Source organism: Neisseria sp. HMSC070F02 (assembly GCF_001814225.1).
GTDB classification, from domain to species: Bacteria; Pseudomonadota; Gammaproteobacteria; order Burkholderiales; family Neisseriaceae; genus Neisseria; species Neisseria meningitidis.
Genome location: NZ_KV815355.1, coordinates 81,895 through 97,750, shown reverse-complemented (window position 1 = coordinate 97,750; position 15,856 = coordinate 81,895). Strand labels below are relative to the sequence as shown.

The following is a 15,856-nucleotide window of genomic DNA, read 5'->3' as shown; positions in this document are numbered from 1 at the left end:
TGCAATTGCCTAAAAGTATTCATTCGGTGGTGGAAACCGTGATTGAGGAATAAGCATAATGGCTTAATGAATAGAATCAGAAAGTATAGATTGGGCTGCAAATCCACGCTTATATGCTGCGCCATGATTAAGATGTTAGGACTTGTATAGTTTGTGTCAAAACCAAAGGAAGCAATTTTTTGCGATTATTTGACTGCCGCCCCTATCTTCAGCCCGAGCCAAGTCAGCAGCAGCGAACCTGCCGTGTGTAGGAAAATATTGGAAAGTGCTGAAGCGGGACGGTTCAATTGGAGCAGGGTTACGGTTTCCAGAGAAAATCCGGAAAGCGTGGTCAGGCTGCCGAGAAAACCGGTGATCAGCAGCGGCTTCCATTGTGGGTGGTTGACGGTTTCGGCAAAGATGCCGATGAGCAGCGCGCCCGTCCAGTTGGCAAACAGGTTGCCTGTGGCGGGAGGTATTGATGCGGGAACGGCGAGGTTGAGCAGCCAACGCGCCGTTGCACCGAGTGCCGCACCGATGGAAAGGGGGATGATGTTGGAAAGCATGGTTTTGCCTGTCTATGCCGTCTGAAGGCTACCGCCATATGCCGCGGTCGGACTTAAGATAGCGGTTGTCGTCGAAAGTGTTAATCCAATGGGGCTTCAGTGCAACAAATATGGCAGTTGAAATGCCGCTGAGGAAGGCTTCCGCCCACGCCAGCAGAATAAAGACGGGCAGGGCGGTCGTCCACAATATTTCGGACGGAAAAGCGTTTGCAGCATCCAAAATACCGGTCAGCACCAGCCCGGTCAACAGAATGCCGGCGGCGGAAGCGAGAAAGCCGTTGACGAAAATAAAGATGAAAATATTGGGCGGCAGGCGGTTGACCAGCATACGCGACAGGCGGTTGACGACCAGCGCGGGCAGAATCAGCACCAAAGCGTTCGGCGGATATGCGCCGGCAGAATCGGCAAACAGCAGGCAGTAGGGCAGCATCAGCAGCGCGGCAAGCCAAAAGGCGGCGGAAGTGCCCACCATCAGTGCAACCAGATTGACGGCGAGCAGGTGGTAGTTCATCTGGGCAAGCTGTCCGCCGCCGGCAGAGGCGTTCAGACACCATGCTGCGGAAAAAATTACGGTACACAGGGGAAGGGCGGAACGGTAGCGGGCAAGCGAGCGGAATGCGGACGGCGCGGAAGCTGCCAGTATCAGGATAAGGACAATCCACGAAACCGACAGTACCATATCTGAAAACCAGACTGTTTGGAAAATCATGGCAATGCCGCAAAGATTAAGGGAAAGGACGGCTATTATACTGTCGGCGGGGGCAAACCGAAAGCCGAATCGGTTTCGGCAGAATTGCCGACCGGTTGTTTTTTTTGGGATGGAAACACGTTAAAATAAACCCGTTTAATCGTTTGTCTTGCGGGAAACGGCATATGTTTTGGATAGTTATGATCGTTATTTTGTTGCTTGCGCTTGCCGGCTTGTTTTTTGTCCGCGCACAATCCGAACGCGAGTGGATGCGCGAGGTTTCTGCGTGGCAGGAAAAGAAAGGGGAAAAACAGGCGGAGCTGCCTGAAATCAAAGACGGTATGCCCGATTTTCCCGAACTTGCCCTGATGCTTTTCCATGCCGTCAAAACGGCAGTGTATTGGCTGTTTGTCGGTGTCGTCCGTTTCTGCCGAAACTATCTGGCGCACGAATCCGAACCGGACAGGCCCGTTCCGCCTGCTTCTGCAAATCGTGCGGATGTTCCGACCGCATCCGACGGATATTCAGACAGTGGAAACGGGACGGAAGAAGCGGAAACGGAAGCAGCAGAAGCTGCGGAGGAAGAGGCTGCCGATACGGAAGACATTGCAACTGCCGTAATCGACAACCGCCGCATCCCATTCGACCGGAGTATTGCTGAAGGGTTGATGCCGTCTGAAAGCGAAATTTCGCCCGTCCGTCCGGTTTTTAAAGAAATCACTTTGGAAGAAGCAACGCGTGCTTTAAACAGCGCGGCTTTAAGGGAAACGAAAAAACGCTATATCGATGCATTTGAGAAAAACGAAACAGCGGTCCCCAAAGTCCGCGTGTCCGATACCCCGATGGAAGGGCTGCAGATTATCGGTTTGGACGACCCTGTGCTTCAACGCACGTATTCCCGTATGTTCGATGCGGACAAAGAAGCGTTTTCCGAGTCTGCGGATTACGGATTTGAACCGTATTTTGAGAAGCAGCATCCGTCTGCCTTTTCTGCGGTCAAAGCCGAAAATGCACGGAATGCGCCGTTCCACCGTCATGCAGGGCAGGGGAAAGGGCAGGCGGAGGCAAAATCCCCGGATGTTTCCCAAGGGCAGTCCGTTTCAGACGGCACGGCCGTCCGCGATGCCCGCCGCCGCGTTTCCGTCAATTTGAAAGAACCGAACAAGGCAACGGTTTCTGCGGAGGCGCGAATTTCTCGCCTGATTCCGGAAAGTCAGACGGTTGTCGGGAAACGGGATGTCGAAATGCCGTCTGAAACCGAAAATGTTTTCACGGAAACCGTTTCGTCTGTGGGATACGGCGGTCCGGTTTATGATGAAACTGCCGATATCCATATTGAAGAACCTGCCGCGCCCGATGCTTGGGTGGTCGAACCACCCGAAGTGCCGAAAGTTCCCATGACCGCAATCGATATTCAGCCGCCGCCTCCCGTATCGGAAATCTACAACCGTACCTATGAACCGCCGTCAGGATTCGAGCAGGTGCAACGCAGCCGCATTGCCGAGACCGACCATCTTGCCGATGATGTTTTGAATGGAGGTTGGCAGGAGGAAACCGCCGCTATTGCGGATGACGGCAGTGAAGGTGCGGCAGAGCGGTCAAGCGGGCAATATCTGTCGGAAACCGAAGCGTTCGGGCATGACAGTCAGGCGGTTTGTCCGTTTGAAAATGTGCCGTCTGAACGCCCGTCCTGCCGGGTATCGGATACGGAAGCGGATGAAGGGGCGTTCCCATCTGAAGAAACCGGTGCGGTATCCGAACACCTGCCGACAACCGACCTGCTTCTGCCGCCGCTGTTCAATCCCGAGGCGACGCAAACCGAAGAAGAACTGTTGGAAAACAGCATCACCATCGAAGAAAAATTGGCGGAGTTCAAAGTCAAGGTCAAGGTTGTCGATTCTTATTCCGGCCCCGTAATTACGCGTTATGAAATCGAACCCGATGTCGGCGTGCGCGGCAATTCCGTTCTGAATCTGGAAAAAGATTTGGCGCGTTCGCTCGGCGTGGCTTCCATCCGCGTTGTCGAAACCATCCCCGGCAAAACCTGCATGGGTTTGGAACTTCCGAACCCGAAACGTCAAATGATACGCCTGAGCGAAATCTTCAATTCGCCCGAGTTTGCCGAATCCAAATCCAAGCTGACGCTCGCGCTCGGTCAGGACATCACCGGACAGCCCGTTGTAACCGACTTGGGCAAAGCACCGCATTTGCTGGTTGCCGGCACGACCGGTTCGGGCAAATCGGTGGGTGTCAACGCGATGATTCTGTCTATGCTTTTCAAAGCCGCGCCGGAAGACGTGCGTATGATTATGATCGATCCGAAAATGCTGGAATTGAGCATTTACGAAGGCATCCCGCACCTGCTCGCCCCTGTCGTTACCGATATGAAGCTGGCGGCAAACGCGCTGAACTGGTGTGTTAACGAAATGGAAAAACGCTACCGCCTGATGAGCTTTATGGGCGTGCGTAATCTTGCGGGCTTCAATCAAAAAATCGCCGAAGCCGCAGCAAGGGGAGAAAAAATCGGCAATCCGTTCAGCCTCACGCCCGACGATCCCGAACCTTTGGAAAAACTGCCGTTTATCGTGGTCGTGGTCGATGAGTTTGCCGACCTGATGATGACGGCAGGCAAGAAAATCGAAGAACTGATTGCCCGCCTCGCCCAAAAAGCCCGCGCGGCAGGCATCCATTTGATTCTTGCCACACAACGCCCCAGCGTCGATGTCATCACGGGTCTGATTAAGGCGAACATCCCGACGCGTATCGCGTTCCAAGTGTCCAGCAAAATCGACAGCCGCACGATTCTCGACCAAATGGGCGCGGAAAACCTGCTCGGTCAGGGCGATATGCTGTTCCTGCTGCCGGGTACTGCCTATCCGCAGCGCGTTCACGGCGCGTTTGCCTCGGATGAAGAGGTGCACCGCGTGGTCGAATATTTGAAACAGTTTGGCGAACCGGACTATGTTGACGATATTTTGAGCGGCGGCGGCAGCGAAGAGCTGCCCGGCATCGGGCGCAGCGGCGACGACGAAACCGATCCGATGTACGACGAGGCCGTATCCGTTGTCCTGAAAACGCGCAAAGCCAGCATTTCGGGCGTACAGCGCGCCTTGCGTATCGGCTACAACCGCGCCGCGCGTCTGATTGACCAGATGGAGGCGGAAGGCATTGTGTCCGCACCGGAACACAACGGCAACCGTACGATTCTCGTCCCCTTGGACAATGCTTGATTTTTTGCAAATGGAAATGCCGTCTGAAGACTGTTTCAGACGGCAGTATTATAGTGGATTAAATTTAAATCAGGACAAGGCGACGAAGCCGCAGACAGTACAGATGGTACGGAACCGACTCACTTGGTGCTTCAGCACCTTAGAGAATCGTTCTCTTTGAGCTAAGGCGAGGCAACGCCGTACCGGTTTAAAGTTAATCCACTATATCAGACATTTGAATTCGGATTATTCCCTGACCTGTCCCGTGCCTTGTACGATGTATTTGTAACTCGTCAGCTCTTTCAAACCCATCGGGCCCCGGGCGTGGAGTTTTTGCGTGGAGATGCCCATTTCGCAACCCAAGCCGAATTCGCCGCCGTCGGTAAAGCGCGTGGACGCGTTGACATACACGGCGGCAGAATCGATATGAGTCGTGAAATAGTCCGCAGCGTGGCGGTTTTCGGTAACGATGCCGTCTGAATGGTGTGTGCTGTGGGTTTCGATGTGCCAGACCGCCTCTTCGACCGAAGCGACGGTTTTCACAGCGAGGATGTAGTCTAAAAACTCGGTATCGAAATCGTCTGCACCCGCCGCTTCGCCGCCGATATGCCGCGCCGCCTGCGGATCCAAACGGAAGCGGACGGGCGGCAGTCCGGCTTCTATGCGGTCGCGAACCAACAGCCGTTCGAGCTTGGGCAGGAAGTCGGCAGCAATGTCTTCATGTACCAGCAGCACTTCCATCGAGTTGCACACGGACGGACGGCTGGTTTTGGCGTTGTACACGATACGGAGCGCCTTGTCCCAATCCGCGTCCTTGTCGATATAAATGTGGACAATGCCCGTTCCCGTTTCAATGACCGGCACGACGGCATTTTCAACCACCGCCCGTATCAGCCCCGCCCCGCCGCGCGGAATCAGCAGGTCTAGATAATCTTTCGCCCTCATCATTTCGTAACTGCCCTCACGCCCTGTGTCTTCAATCAACTGGAGCGCGTCGGGGTCGATGCGGGTTTGCGCCAAACCGGCTTTGAGTGCGGCAACGATGGCGCGTGCGGATTGGAATGCATCTTTGCCGCTGCGGAGTACGACCGCGCTGCCGCTTTTCAGTGCCAAAGCCGCCGCATCGGAAGTAACGTTCGGGCGGCTTTCGTAAATAATGCCGATAACGCCCATCGCCACGCGCTTTTTGACGATTTCCAAGCCGTTGGGCAAAGTCGAGGTTTCCAGTATTTCGCCCACGGGGTCGGGCAGCGCGGCAACCGCCCTGATGCCGTCCGCCATCGCGCCAATGCGTTTTTCGTCCAACAAAAGGCGGTCGGTCATGCTTTCGGGAATGTTGCCTGCCGCGGCTTCCAAGTCTTGACGGTTTGCCGCCAAAATATCTGCCGCCGCCGCTTCCAGACTGTCCGCCATAGCAAGCAGCGCGCGGTTTTTTTCTTCCGTATCCGCCGTGTTGACGGATTTTTTTGCCGCTTTGGCAAGGGCAAGCTGTTTTTGTGTGTTTGACATGGGTTTCCTTTTCTAAAATTCGGTCAGAAGCAGGCGTATTTCGGGCGTGATGGAAATCCAGTCGTCCCGATGGATGAACACGCCTTTCGCCTTACGCGATTTGAGCAGGTCTTCGGCGGCGGCAGAACCGAACAGGACGCGCCCTTTGCCCAGGGGCTGTTTGGTTGCCTTGCTGTACACGGTTACGGTGTCCATACGGGAAAAATGCCCTTCGATTCCGGCAATGCCCGACATCAGCAGGCTTTTCCCCTGTTCGGACAAAGCGTGTTCCGCACCTTCGTCCACATAAACGCTGCCCCGGCTTTCGGAATAGAACGCCAGCCATTGCTTCTGCGTCCGCAAACCTTTGGCACGGGGGACGAAAAACGAGCCGTCCGCCTGATGTTCGGCAGCTTCGGCAAGTGCATCGGGTTTGAGCGAGGAACAGATATACACCGGTACGCCGGATTCGGTCGCAATCGTCGCCGCTTTGATTTTGGTCAGCATACCGCCCGTGCCGTTTGCCGAACCCGATCCGCCCGCCATTTCGATGATTTCATGGTTGATGTGTTCGATTTTGTCCAGCCGTACGGCATCGGGATTGCTGTTCGGGTTGCCCGTGTAAAGACCGTCTATGTCGGTCAGCAGCACCAAGAGGTCTGCCTGTATCATCGCCGCCACTTGCGCACTCAATGTGTCGTTGTCGCCGATTTTCAATTCCTCAACCGAAACCGTATCGTTTTCATTGATGATGGGGACGGCGCGGCGTTGCAGCAGCACGGAAAGTGCGCCGCCGGCATTTTGGTAGCGGCGTTTGTCGGCAAAGTCGGCGCGGCTGAGCAGGATTTGCGCGGACACGATGCCGTCTGAAGACAGGTTTGCCGTATATTCTTCCATCAGCAGCCCCTGCCCGACGGCGGCGGAAGCCTGTTTGTCGGCGATTTTGACCGGACGTTTTTTGAAACCCAGCGCACCGAACCCTGCCGCAACCGCGCCGGAAGACACCAAGACCAGCTCGTGTCCCGCATGATGCAATGCGGCAAGCTGGCAGGCGATGGTTTGGATTTTGCCGCGCGAGAGACTGCCGTCCGAATGGGTAATCGAAGATGTGCCGACTTTAAATACGATTCTTTTGTATTTCATTGTTTCCGTCCTTGTTGGTTTGTCCTGTCTCGTTGCCACCTTGTGCCGCCGAATTTGCCCTGTTCTGACGCAATTGTCAACAATCACGCCGCGTCTGCAATAAAATGGACAAAATGTATAAAATTAATAAAATCTATGGCGGCTTATTGAGATTTTTCAAATTTATATTGCCGTTTTGTCCAAAATGCGTATAATCCTGTCCATATTTCTGCTGTAGGCTGATTTATTTTAGACAAGGACTACCATGCAATTAGATATAGACCGCTTGGTTGCTTATTTCGGCGGCGTGAACGCGCTTGCCGAAGCGTTGAAACAGCACGATCCCGAAAATGCCGCGACGACCGCCGCCATCTATAAATGGCGCACGCGCGGCTCGCTGCCTCTGGCGCAACTGCAAAAGCTGACCGCGCTTGCCGAATCGCAAGGCAGACCGCTGGATTTGAATGCTTTTTTACAAAAAAACGAATCTCTGGAGAGAACAGAAATGACACAGACCAACCGCGTAATTATTTTTGATACCACCCTGCGCGACGGCGAGCAGTCGCCCGGCGCCGCTATGACCAAAGAGGAAAAAATCCGCGTCGCCCGCCAGCTGGAAAAATTGGGTGTGGACATCATCGAAGCGGGTTTTGCCGCTGCCAGCCCGGGCGATTTCGAGGCGGTCAATGCGATTGCGAAAACCATTACCAAATCAACGGTCTGTTCATTGTCCCGCGCCATCGAGCGGGACATCCGTCAGGCGGGTGAGGCCGTTGCGCCCGCGCCGAAAAAACGCATCCACACCTTCATCGCCACCAGCCCCATCCATATGGAGTACAAATTGAAGATGAAGCCGAAGCAGGTGATTGAGGCGGCGGTCAAAGCGGTGAAAATCGCTCGTGAATACACCGACGATGTGGAATTTTCCTGCGAAGACGCGTTGCGTTCGGAAATCGATTTCCTTGCCGAAATCTGCGGCGCGGTGATTGAAGCGGGCGCGACCACCATCAATATTCCCGATACCGTCGGCTATTCCATCCCGTACAAAACCGAAGAATTTTTCCGCGAACTGATTGCCAAAACGCCCAACGGCGGCAAAGTCGTTTGGTCGGCACACTGCCACAACGATTTGGGCTTGGCGGTTGCCAATTCGCTTGCCGCATTAAAAGGCGGCGCGCGTCAGGTGGAATGTACTGTCAACGGCTTGGGCGAACGTGCAGGCAATGCTTCGGTTGAAGAAATCGTGATGGCGTTGAAAGTGCGCCACGACTTGTTCGGCTTGGAAACCGGCATCGATACCACGCAAATCGTGCCTTCGTCCAAACTGGTGTCCACCATTACGGGCTATCCCGTGCAGCCCAACAAAGCCATTGTCGGTGCCAATGCCTTTTCGCATGAATCGGGCATCCATCAGGATGGGGTGCTGAAACACCGCGAAACTTACGAGATTATGTCCGCCGAATCGGTCGGCTGGGCAACAAACCGTTTGAGCTTGGGCAAATTGTCCGGCCGCAACGCCTTCAAAACCAAGCTGGCGGATTTGGGCATCGAGTTGGAAAGCGAAGAGGCACTGAACGCCGCGTTTGCCCGCTTCAAAGAACTCGCCGACAAAAAACGCGAAATCTTCGATGAAGACCTGCACGCACTGGTATCCGACGAAATGGGCAGCATGAATGCCGAGAGCTACAAATTCATCTCCCAAAAAATCAGCACCGAAACCGGCGAAGAGCCGCGCGCCGACATCGTGTTCAGCATCAAAGGCGAAGAAAAACGCGCTTCCGCAACCGGTTCCGGTCCGGTTGATGCAATTTTCAAAGCGATTGAAAGCGTGGCGCAAAGCGGCGCGACTTTGCAGATTTATTCCGTCAACGCCGTCACGCAAGGTACGGAAAGCCAAGGCGAAACCAGCGTCCGTCTGGCACGCGGCAACCGCGTCGTCAACGGTCAGGGCGCGGATACCGACGTTTTGGTTGCCACTGCCAAAGCCTACCTTTCCGCTTTGAGCAAACTGGAATTTAGTGCCGCCAAACCGAAAGCGCAAGGCAGCGGTACGATTTGAGCGTGAAAACAGACGATGCCGTCTGAAGCATAAAAAGGCTTCAGACGGCATTGCGGCGATATAGTGGATTAAATTTAAACCAGTACGGCGTTGCCTCGCCTTGCCGTACTATCTGTACTGTCTGCGGCTTCGTCGCCTTGTCCTGATTTAAATTTAATCCACTATAATAGGGCGCAAAACCCATTTGAAAAGGAAAATGATGGATTCCCAAAAATTTACCGAAGCATCCAAACGGCGGTTGAGCGAATTGTTGGATGCCAAAAGCGAACAAGGCAACACGATGCGTTGCGACGAGGTTCAAGGTTTTATGACGGCGCTGTTGAGCGGGCCGGACAAATTGACACCGCTCGACTGGCTGCCCGAAGTGTTGGGCGACGAATCGCAATTTACCGCCGCCGAACGTTCCGAAATCGAACGGCTGGTTTTGGCAATGGCGATGGAAACAACCGCCGCGATGTCGGATAAAAAACTGCCCGATTTGTGGCTGTATGAAAACGAAGACGGCGGCAGCGATTTTTACACATGGTGCAATGCTTATCTTTACGGCTTGGATATTGTGCCGACCGATTGGTTTGAAGCCGCCGATGATGAAGAATTTGAAGAGTTGTTTTATCCCATCATGGCATTGGGCGGTATTTACGACGAAGAGGAAAACGGCGCTATCCGGCTGCAATTCACAGAAGGCGAGCTGGCGGAGCTGGAATCCGAGTTGCCTTACGCGCTGGCGGACATTTACCGCTACTGGCAGGCGGTCATCAACAAGCCGCAAACCGTCCGCAGGGAAGGGGAAAAAACCGGCAGGAACGATCCCTGTCCGTGCGGCAGCGGCAGAAAATACAAGGCGTGTTGCGGTAAGAATTGAAGCGTTTGTTTCCATGAACCAAACGTAAAAATACCGTCTGAAACCGGATTTCCATGTTTCAGACGGTATTTTTCACAGGCGGTCAGTGCTGTTTTTTCATGCCGAACCGGACAAAGCCGACGATACCCAAAACAATCATCGGGACGCTCAACCATTGCCCCATCGACAGCCCCAAGGTCAGCAGCCCGAGATAGTCGTCGGGTTGGCGTGCGAATTCGGCAATGAAGCGGAATATGCCGTAGCCGCCGAGGAAGAGCGAGGCGACTTGTCCGGTCGGCCGCTGTTTTTTAGAGAACAGCCAAACGACGGCGAACAGGCAGATGCCTTCAAGTGCAAACTGATAAAGCTGCGAGGGATGACGCGGCAGCATACCGTATTGTTGCAGCCATTCTGCCCAAAGCGGATTGTGCGCGGCGGCTTCGGCATCTTCGTAACGCGCCTGCGGGAAGCCCATTGCCCAAAATGCGTTGATGTCGGTAACGCGTCCCCAAAGTTCGCCGTTGATGAAGTTGCCGATACGTCCTGAAGCGAGACCCAGCGGAACAAGCGGTGCGACCGTGTCCATCAGTTTGAGGAAGCCGATGCCGTGTTTGCGGCCGAACAACCATATGGCAATAACTACACCCAAAAAGCCGCCGTGGAACGACATTCCGCCTTCCCATACCTTGAAAATATCAAGCGGATGGGCGAGGTAGTCGGAAAACTTGTAAAACAGGACGTAACCCAAACGCCCGCCCAAAATTACGCCCAAAATGCCCCATGTCAGGAAGTCGTCGAGCGATTCTTTGGTAAAAACGGACAAGCCTTGCGCGATGCGCCTTCTGCCGAGAAAGGTAAAAAGAATAAATCCGAGGATGTAGCTTAGGGCATACCAGCGGACGGCAAGCGGGCCGATACTGATAAGGACGGGGTCGAATTGGGGATGGGTAATCATAACGGGCTTTCGTTTTCAAATGCCGTCTGAAAGGCATGATGCTTCAGACGGCATTTCTGCAATAAGGGTTTCAGCGCAAATCGCCGATGATGTTGAGGATGGCGGACAACGCGGCTTCGCCCAAGCGCAACGACCGTTGACCGTTCCATCCGAAATCGTCGTCGGGCAGGTTGGCATTGTCTTTGAACGGCATTTCCAACGTATAGGCAAGGCAGTTGAAACGGTTGCCGACCCAGTTTGTTGCCAAGGTCATGTTTGCCTGACCGGGCGCATCTTTTTCGTAACCGTATTCGTCTTGGAAATCGGGGCTGGCGTTCAAAAGGGCGGTTTTGAACTGTGTTTCCAACGCGGAAATGCGCGGATTGTAGTTTGGCACGCCTTCAGTTCCTGCAACAAAGATAAAGGGCAGCCCTTCGTCGCCGTGGATGTCCAAGAACAAATCCACGCCGGTTTCCAGCATTTTTTCGCGCACGAAGAACACTTCCGGGCTTTTTTCCACAGTCGGATTTTCCCATTCGCGGTTGAGGTTCGCACCGGCGGCGTTGGTACGAAGGTTGCCCAGTGCCGAACCGTCGGGGTTCATGTTGGGGACGATATAGAACGTGGCGCGATCGAGCAGGGTGCGCGCGGTTGCATCCTGAGGGTCGAGCAGCCTGCCGAGCAGCCCCTCGACAAACCATTCCGCCATGGTTTCGCCCGGATGCTGGCGGGCGGTAATCCAGATTTTCAGATCGCTTTCGACCTGATTGCCGATGGTCAGCAGATTGATGTCGCGGCCTTGCACGGTGCTGCCCAAGTCGTCGATGCGGCACAGGCCGCTGCCTTGCGCGTCGCCGAGGAGGTTTAAATGCTGTTCTTCGGAGTAAGGTTCGAAATAGGCGTAATACACGCTGTTGGACAGCGGCGTATGATTGACGGTCAGTACGCCGTTTTCGTAGGAAGTCGGTACGCGGAACCAGTTGCGGCGGTCGTATGAGGCACACGCCTGATAGCCTTCCCAGCCTTTCGGGTAGGCGGCTTCTGCCGCGTTTTCAAAATGCATGATGCAGTTTTGATATGCCGCGCCTTGCAGCCGGAAGTAGAACCATTGTGCAAAATCGGAGGCGTTGTCGGGACGCAGGGCGAGGCGGATGTTGGAAGGGTCGGTCAGGTCTTTGACGACGACCGAGCCGGCATCGAAGCGGGTGCTGATTTTAATCATGGGAAAGTCCTTGCTGTCGCCGGTTTCTCGAACCGGATAAACCGCGATTTTACCGCCCGTATCGCAAGGCTTCAACCTGCCCGAAGGTCTGCCAGATGCCGTCTGAAGATTGTTTCAGACGGCGTTTGGCGTTAACATAAGCCGAAATTGTCAACAATAGGGAGTCGTTATGGAGTCTGAAAACATTATTTCCGCCGCCGACAAAGCGCGTATCCTTGCCGAAGCGCTGCCTTACATCCGCCGGTTTTCCGGTTCGGTCGCCGTCATCAAGTACGGCGGCAACGCGATGACCGAACCTGCCTTGAAAGAAGGGTTTGCCCGCGATGTCGTGCTGCTGAAGCTGGTCGGCATCCATCCCGTTATCGTTCACGGCGGCGGGCCGCAGATCAATGCGATGCTTGAAAAAGTCGGCAAAAAGGGCGAGTTTGTCCAAGGAATGCGCGTGACCGACAAAGAGACGATGGATATTGTCGAAATGGTGTTGGGCGGGCACGTCAATAAAGAAATCGTGTCGATGATTAACACATATGGCGGGCACGCGGTCGGCGTAAGCGGACGCGACGATCATTTCATTAAGGCGAAGAAACTTTTGATCGATACGCCCGAACAGAATGGCGTGGACATCGGACAGGTCGGTACGGTGGAAAGCATCGATACCGGTTTGGTTAAAGGGCTGATAGAACGCGGCTGCATTCCCGTCGTCGCCCCCGTCGGCGTAGGTGAAAAAGGCGAAGCGTTCAACATCAACGCCGATTTGGTAGCAGGCAAATTGGCGGAAGAATTGAACGCTGAAAAACTCTTGATGATGACGAATATCGCCGGTGTGATGGACAAAACGGGCAATCTGCTGACCAAACTCACGCCGAAACGGATTGATGAACTGATTGCCGACGGCACGCTGTATGGCGGTATGCTGCCGAAAATCGCTTCCGCGGTCGAAGCCGCCGTCAACGGCGTGAAAGCCACGCACATCATCGACGGCAGGGTGCCCAACGCGCTTTTGCTGGAAATCTTTACCGATGCCGGTATCGGTTCGATGATTTTGGGCGGTGGGGAAGATGCCTGAAGCAAAGTCGGAAAATGCCGGCTTTGGCGGAAAACCCGTTTGTCCGGTTTCTGTTTTTGGGGTTTCGGGCAATTTCCAAACCGTCATTCCTGAAAAAATATAGTGGATTAACAAAAACCAGTACGGCGTTGCCTCGCCCTAGCTCGAAGAGAACGATTCTCTAAAGGTGCTAAGCACCAAGTGAATCGGTTCCGTACTATTTGTACTGTCTGCGGCTTGGTCGCCTTGTCCTGATTTTTGTTAATCCACTATACGTCCTAGATTCCCACTTTCGTGGGAATGACGGGATGTGGGTTTTTGTGCGGATTTGAACCGGTAAGGGTGGTGTGGGATTGGTGGTTTGCTTAGGATCTTTTGGATTGTAGTTTGTATATACATTTACTTGTTGATAAAAGATAAAATAAAATTAGAAACTAAAAGTGAGAAAAAATTAATAATAATAGGGATGTATAAATGTAAAGGCTCCGTTTCATAGCTAAGGTTATCTGAATATATGGAAAAAAAAGTAAAAGTCCATAAAACTAAAATATATAGATAATGCTAATGATAATAGAATTATCACTTTCCTAGAGTAAGGATAATATTTTTTTATCGTAAAAAAATATAAAATAGGATAAATAATTGCCATATAGATAGATTTTGTAACAAAATTAAAAATAAATAATAAAAATAATGTAATAAAGTATATTTTTTGGCTATGAAATAAAATTGTACATAATTGAACGAGCAGATCAAAAAATGAACTACATATAACAATAAATAATAACGTATTTACCATACTAAATTTAATAGGTCTCATTATCATATTTAATAACCACTTCATAGTATAGTGGATTAAATTTAAACCAGTACAGCGTTGCCTCGCCTTGCCGTACTATCTGTACTGTCTGCGGCTTTGTCGCCTTGTCCTGATTTTTGTTAATCCACTATAAATGCAGAGTGGGTGGAAACACTCACTTTATGGTTTGCTACGCTCTGCTCAATTAGCAACCCGATAACCCAATATGGATAATAGGGTAATTAATCCAATCTAATTTGTCAGCATCCGTTAATTTATTGCAAAATAAAGTATTGAATTATGTCGGGTGCAAATGACGAAATATAAGTTTCCGTGCGGACGGATCAAGATTCCCACTTTCGTGGGAATGACGGTGGAAAGATTGTTGTTTTTCCCGATGAATTCCTGTGTTTTTTGTTTTTCCGGATAAATTCCTGTGGCTTTGAGTTTTTGGGATTTCAGCCCCAATGCCGTCTGAACGCCGAATCGGGCTTCAGACGGCATTGCGTCATTTGAAATTCAAAACCGGCCAGCCTTTTTCTTTGGCTTCTTTTTCCAGCTCGGCATCGGGGTTGACGGCGACGGGTTCGTCGACGAGGCGCAGCAGCGGCAGGTCGTTTTTGGAGTCGCTGTAAAAATAGGTTTTGCCGTAGCTTTCGAGCGTTTCGCCGCGTTCGGCGAGCCATTGGTTCAGGCGGGTGATTTTACCTTCTTTGAGGCTGGGCGTGCCGATGTAATTGCCGGTGTAGCGGCCGTCGGAACCGGATTCGAGTTGTGTGCCGATGATGTTGGTAATGCCGAAAAGGCGGCAGACGGGGGTGATGATGAACTCGTTGGTCGATGAGATGACGAGGGTTTCGTCGCCTGCCATTTGGTGGCTCTGCACCAGCATACGCTGCATAGGCGAGATGTGGGGGATGATGTATTCCGCCATAAATTCGCGGTGAAACTCTGCCAGCTCTTCTTTGCTGTAACGAGCGAGCGGGGCAAGGTGGAATTTGAGGAATGCGTCGATGTCGAGGCAACCGTTTTGGTAGTCGCGGTAGAATTTTTCGTTTTGCGCTTCGGTTTCGGCAGCGTCAACCAAGCCTTTTTTGATGAGGTATTGCGGCCAGGCGTGGTCGGAATCGGTGTTGATGAGGGTGTTGTCGAGGTCGAAGATGGCGAGGTTTTTCATTGGGTTTCCTGTTGTTTCAAAAGCTGGCGCAAAAGCGGCAGGGTGATGCGTTTGCCCATTGTGACGGCGTAGTTGTCCAGCGTGTCGAGCATCATCATCAGGCTGTCCATATCGCGCCGCCAGTGTTTGAGCAGGTATTCGAAAATTTCGGAATCGACGGTTACTTGGCGTGCCGCCGCCATACTGGCGAGCGCGTCGATTTTTTCTTGGTCGGTTAAGGGTTTGACTTCGTAAACGAGGCAGTACGCCATACGCGTCCGCAAATCTTCGCGGATGACAAGCTGCTGGGGCGTGTATTCCGAACCGAGCAGCAAAAAGCCTTTGCCGCTGTTGCGGAAGCGGTTGAAGATGGAAAAAAGCAGGGCTTGTTCTTCGTTGCCCAGTTTTTCGACTTGATCGACGGCGAGGTATTCCGCCTCGAACGCGGCATCGGTCAGCGGCATGGAGGCGGCATCGATATAGGCGGCGTTTTTGCCGGCTTCGAGCGCCTGTGCGACCCACGCCTGCAAAAGATGGCTTTTGCCCGCGCCTTCTTCACCCCAGACATAGATAAACTGTCCGTGTTTGTGTCGGAGGACATAGACCAGTTCCGCGTTTTCCGTGCCGAGGAATTTGTCGAAACTCGGATAGTCGTGTGCGGCAAAGTCGAAAATAAGCTGATTCACGGTTCGGCATTCCGAGGGGTGGTAAACGGGTTTATTGTACGTTGTTTTCGCGCGCCTTTCCA

At 52.9% G+C, this 15,856-nt stretch carries 12 protein-coding genes and 1 pseudogene; 4 read left to right on the top strand and 9 right to left on the bottom strand.

The window, feature by feature from the left end; all coding sequences use genetic code 11:
• Positions 1 to 185: 185 nt before the first annotated feature.
• Both HMPREF2959_RS01290 and HMPREF2959_RS01285 read right to left on the bottom strand, forming a co-directional pair.
• Positions 186 to 545 carry a fluoride efflux transporter CrcB gene (locus HMPREF2959_RS01290; RefSeq protein ID WP_070696255.1) on the bottom strand — a complete coding sequence of 120 codons (360 nt, stop codon included), beginning with the start codon at positions 543 to 545 and terminating at the stop codon, positions 186 to 188.
• A 28-nt stretch (positions 546 to 573) separates the two neighbouring features.
• Positions 574 to 1,254: an energy-coupling factor ABC transporter permease gene (locus tag HMPREF2959_RS01285; RefSeq protein ID WP_002243505.1), complete on the bottom strand. Its 681-nt coding sequence runs from the start codon at positions 1,252 to 1,254 to the stop codon at positions 574 to 576.
• Positions 1,255 to 1,418: 164 nt separating this feature from the next.
• On the opposite strand from HMPREF2959_RS01285, the gene HMPREF2959_RS01280 reads away from it, so the two are divergent.
• On the top strand, positions 1,419 to 4,463 hold the full coding sequence (locus tag HMPREF2959_RS01280) for a DNA translocase FtsK (RefSeq protein ID WP_002243506.1): 3,045 nt from the start codon (positions 1,419 to 1,421) through the stop codon (positions 4,461 to 4,463).
• A gap of 225 nt (positions 4,464 to 4,688) precedes the next feature.
• On the opposite strand, the gene HMPREF2959_RS01275 is transcribed toward HMPREF2959_RS01280, so the two are convergent.
• On the bottom strand, positions 4,689 to 5,951 hold the full coding sequence (locus HMPREF2959_RS01275; protein WP_002239062.1) for a glutamate-5-semialdehyde dehydrogenase: 1,263 nt from the start codon (positions 5,949 to 5,951) through the stop codon (positions 4,689 to 4,691).
• A 12-nt stretch (positions 5,952 to 5,963) separates the two neighbouring features.
• A complete protein-coding gene (proB, locus tag HMPREF2959_RS01270; protein WP_002239063.1) occupies positions 5,964 to 7,073 on the bottom strand; it encodes a glutamate 5-kinase in 1,110 nt (369 codons plus the stop codon).
• Positions 7,074 to 7,317: 244 nt separating this feature from the next.
• Here proB and HMPREF2959_RS01265 point away from each other — a divergent pair, with 244 nt between their 5' ends.
• Entirely contained in the window at positions 7,318 to 9,111 is a 1,794-nt protein-coding gene (locus HMPREF2959_RS01265; protein WP_002239064.1) for a 2-isopropylmalate synthase, read from the top strand.
• A gap of 58 nt (positions 9,112 to 9,169) precedes the next feature.
• Here HMPREF2959_RS01265 and HMPREF2959_RS12700 read toward each other — a convergent pair.
• Positions 9,170 to 9,277, bottom strand: a pseudogene (locus tag HMPREF2959_RS12700) (IS5/IS1182 family transposase); the annotation flags it as partial.
• A 33-nt stretch (positions 9,278 to 9,310) separates the two neighbouring features.
• On the opposite strand from HMPREF2959_RS12700, the gene HMPREF2959_RS01260 reads away from it, so the two are divergent.
• Positions 9,311 to 9,973: a YecA/YgfB family protein gene (locus HMPREF2959_RS01260; protein WP_002243507.1), complete on the top strand. Its 663-nt coding sequence runs from the start codon at positions 9,311 to 9,313 to the stop codon at positions 9,971 to 9,973.
• 82 nt (positions 9,974 to 10,055) lie between these two features.
• On the opposite strand, the gene lgt is transcribed toward HMPREF2959_RS01260, so the two are convergent.
• Positions 10,056 to 10,907 (bottom strand): prolipoprotein diacylglyceryl transferase, encoded by an 852-nt coding sequence (lgt, locus tag HMPREF2959_RS01255; RefSeq protein ID WP_002225256.1) that lies wholly within the window; start codon positions 10,905 to 10,907, stop codon positions 10,056 to 10,058.
• Between the two features lie 70 nt (positions 10,908 to 10,977).
• Positions 10,978 to 12,108: a M14 family metallopeptidase gene (locus HMPREF2959_RS01250; protein ID WP_002234854.1), complete on the bottom strand. Its 1,131-nt coding sequence runs from the start codon at positions 12,106 to 12,108 to the stop codon at positions 10,978 to 10,980.
• A gap of 169 nt (positions 12,109 to 12,277) precedes the next feature.
• Between HMPREF2959_RS01250 and argB the strand changes: the two genes are divergently transcribed.
• Positions 12,278 to 13,174 (top strand): acetylglutamate kinase, encoded by an 897-nt coding sequence (argB, locus tag HMPREF2959_RS01245; protein WP_002234855.1) that lies wholly within the window; start codon positions 12,278 to 12,280, stop codon positions 13,172 to 13,174.
• A gap of 1,286 nt (positions 13,175 to 14,460) precedes the next feature.
• On the opposite strand, the gene HMPREF2959_RS01235 is transcribed toward argB, so the two are convergent.
• Both HMPREF2959_RS01235 and hda read right to left on the bottom strand, forming a co-directional pair.
• The gene (locus HMPREF2959_RS01235) at positions 14,461 to 15,129 is read right to left on the bottom strand and encodes a histidinol-phosphatase (protein ID WP_002223806.1); all 669 of its coding nucleotides are present in this window, start codon (positions 15,127 to 15,129) and stop codon (positions 14,461 to 14,463) included.
• The gene (hda, locus tag HMPREF2959_RS01230; protein ID WP_002213636.1) at positions 15,126 to 15,794 is read right to left on the bottom strand and encodes a DnaA regulatory inactivator Hda; all 669 of its coding nucleotides are present in this window, start codon (positions 15,792 to 15,794) and stop codon (positions 15,126 to 15,128) included. The genes HMPREF2959_RS01235 and hda overlap by 4 nt, the downstream gene beginning before the upstream one ends.
• Positions 15,795 to 15,856 lie beyond the last annotated feature (62 nt).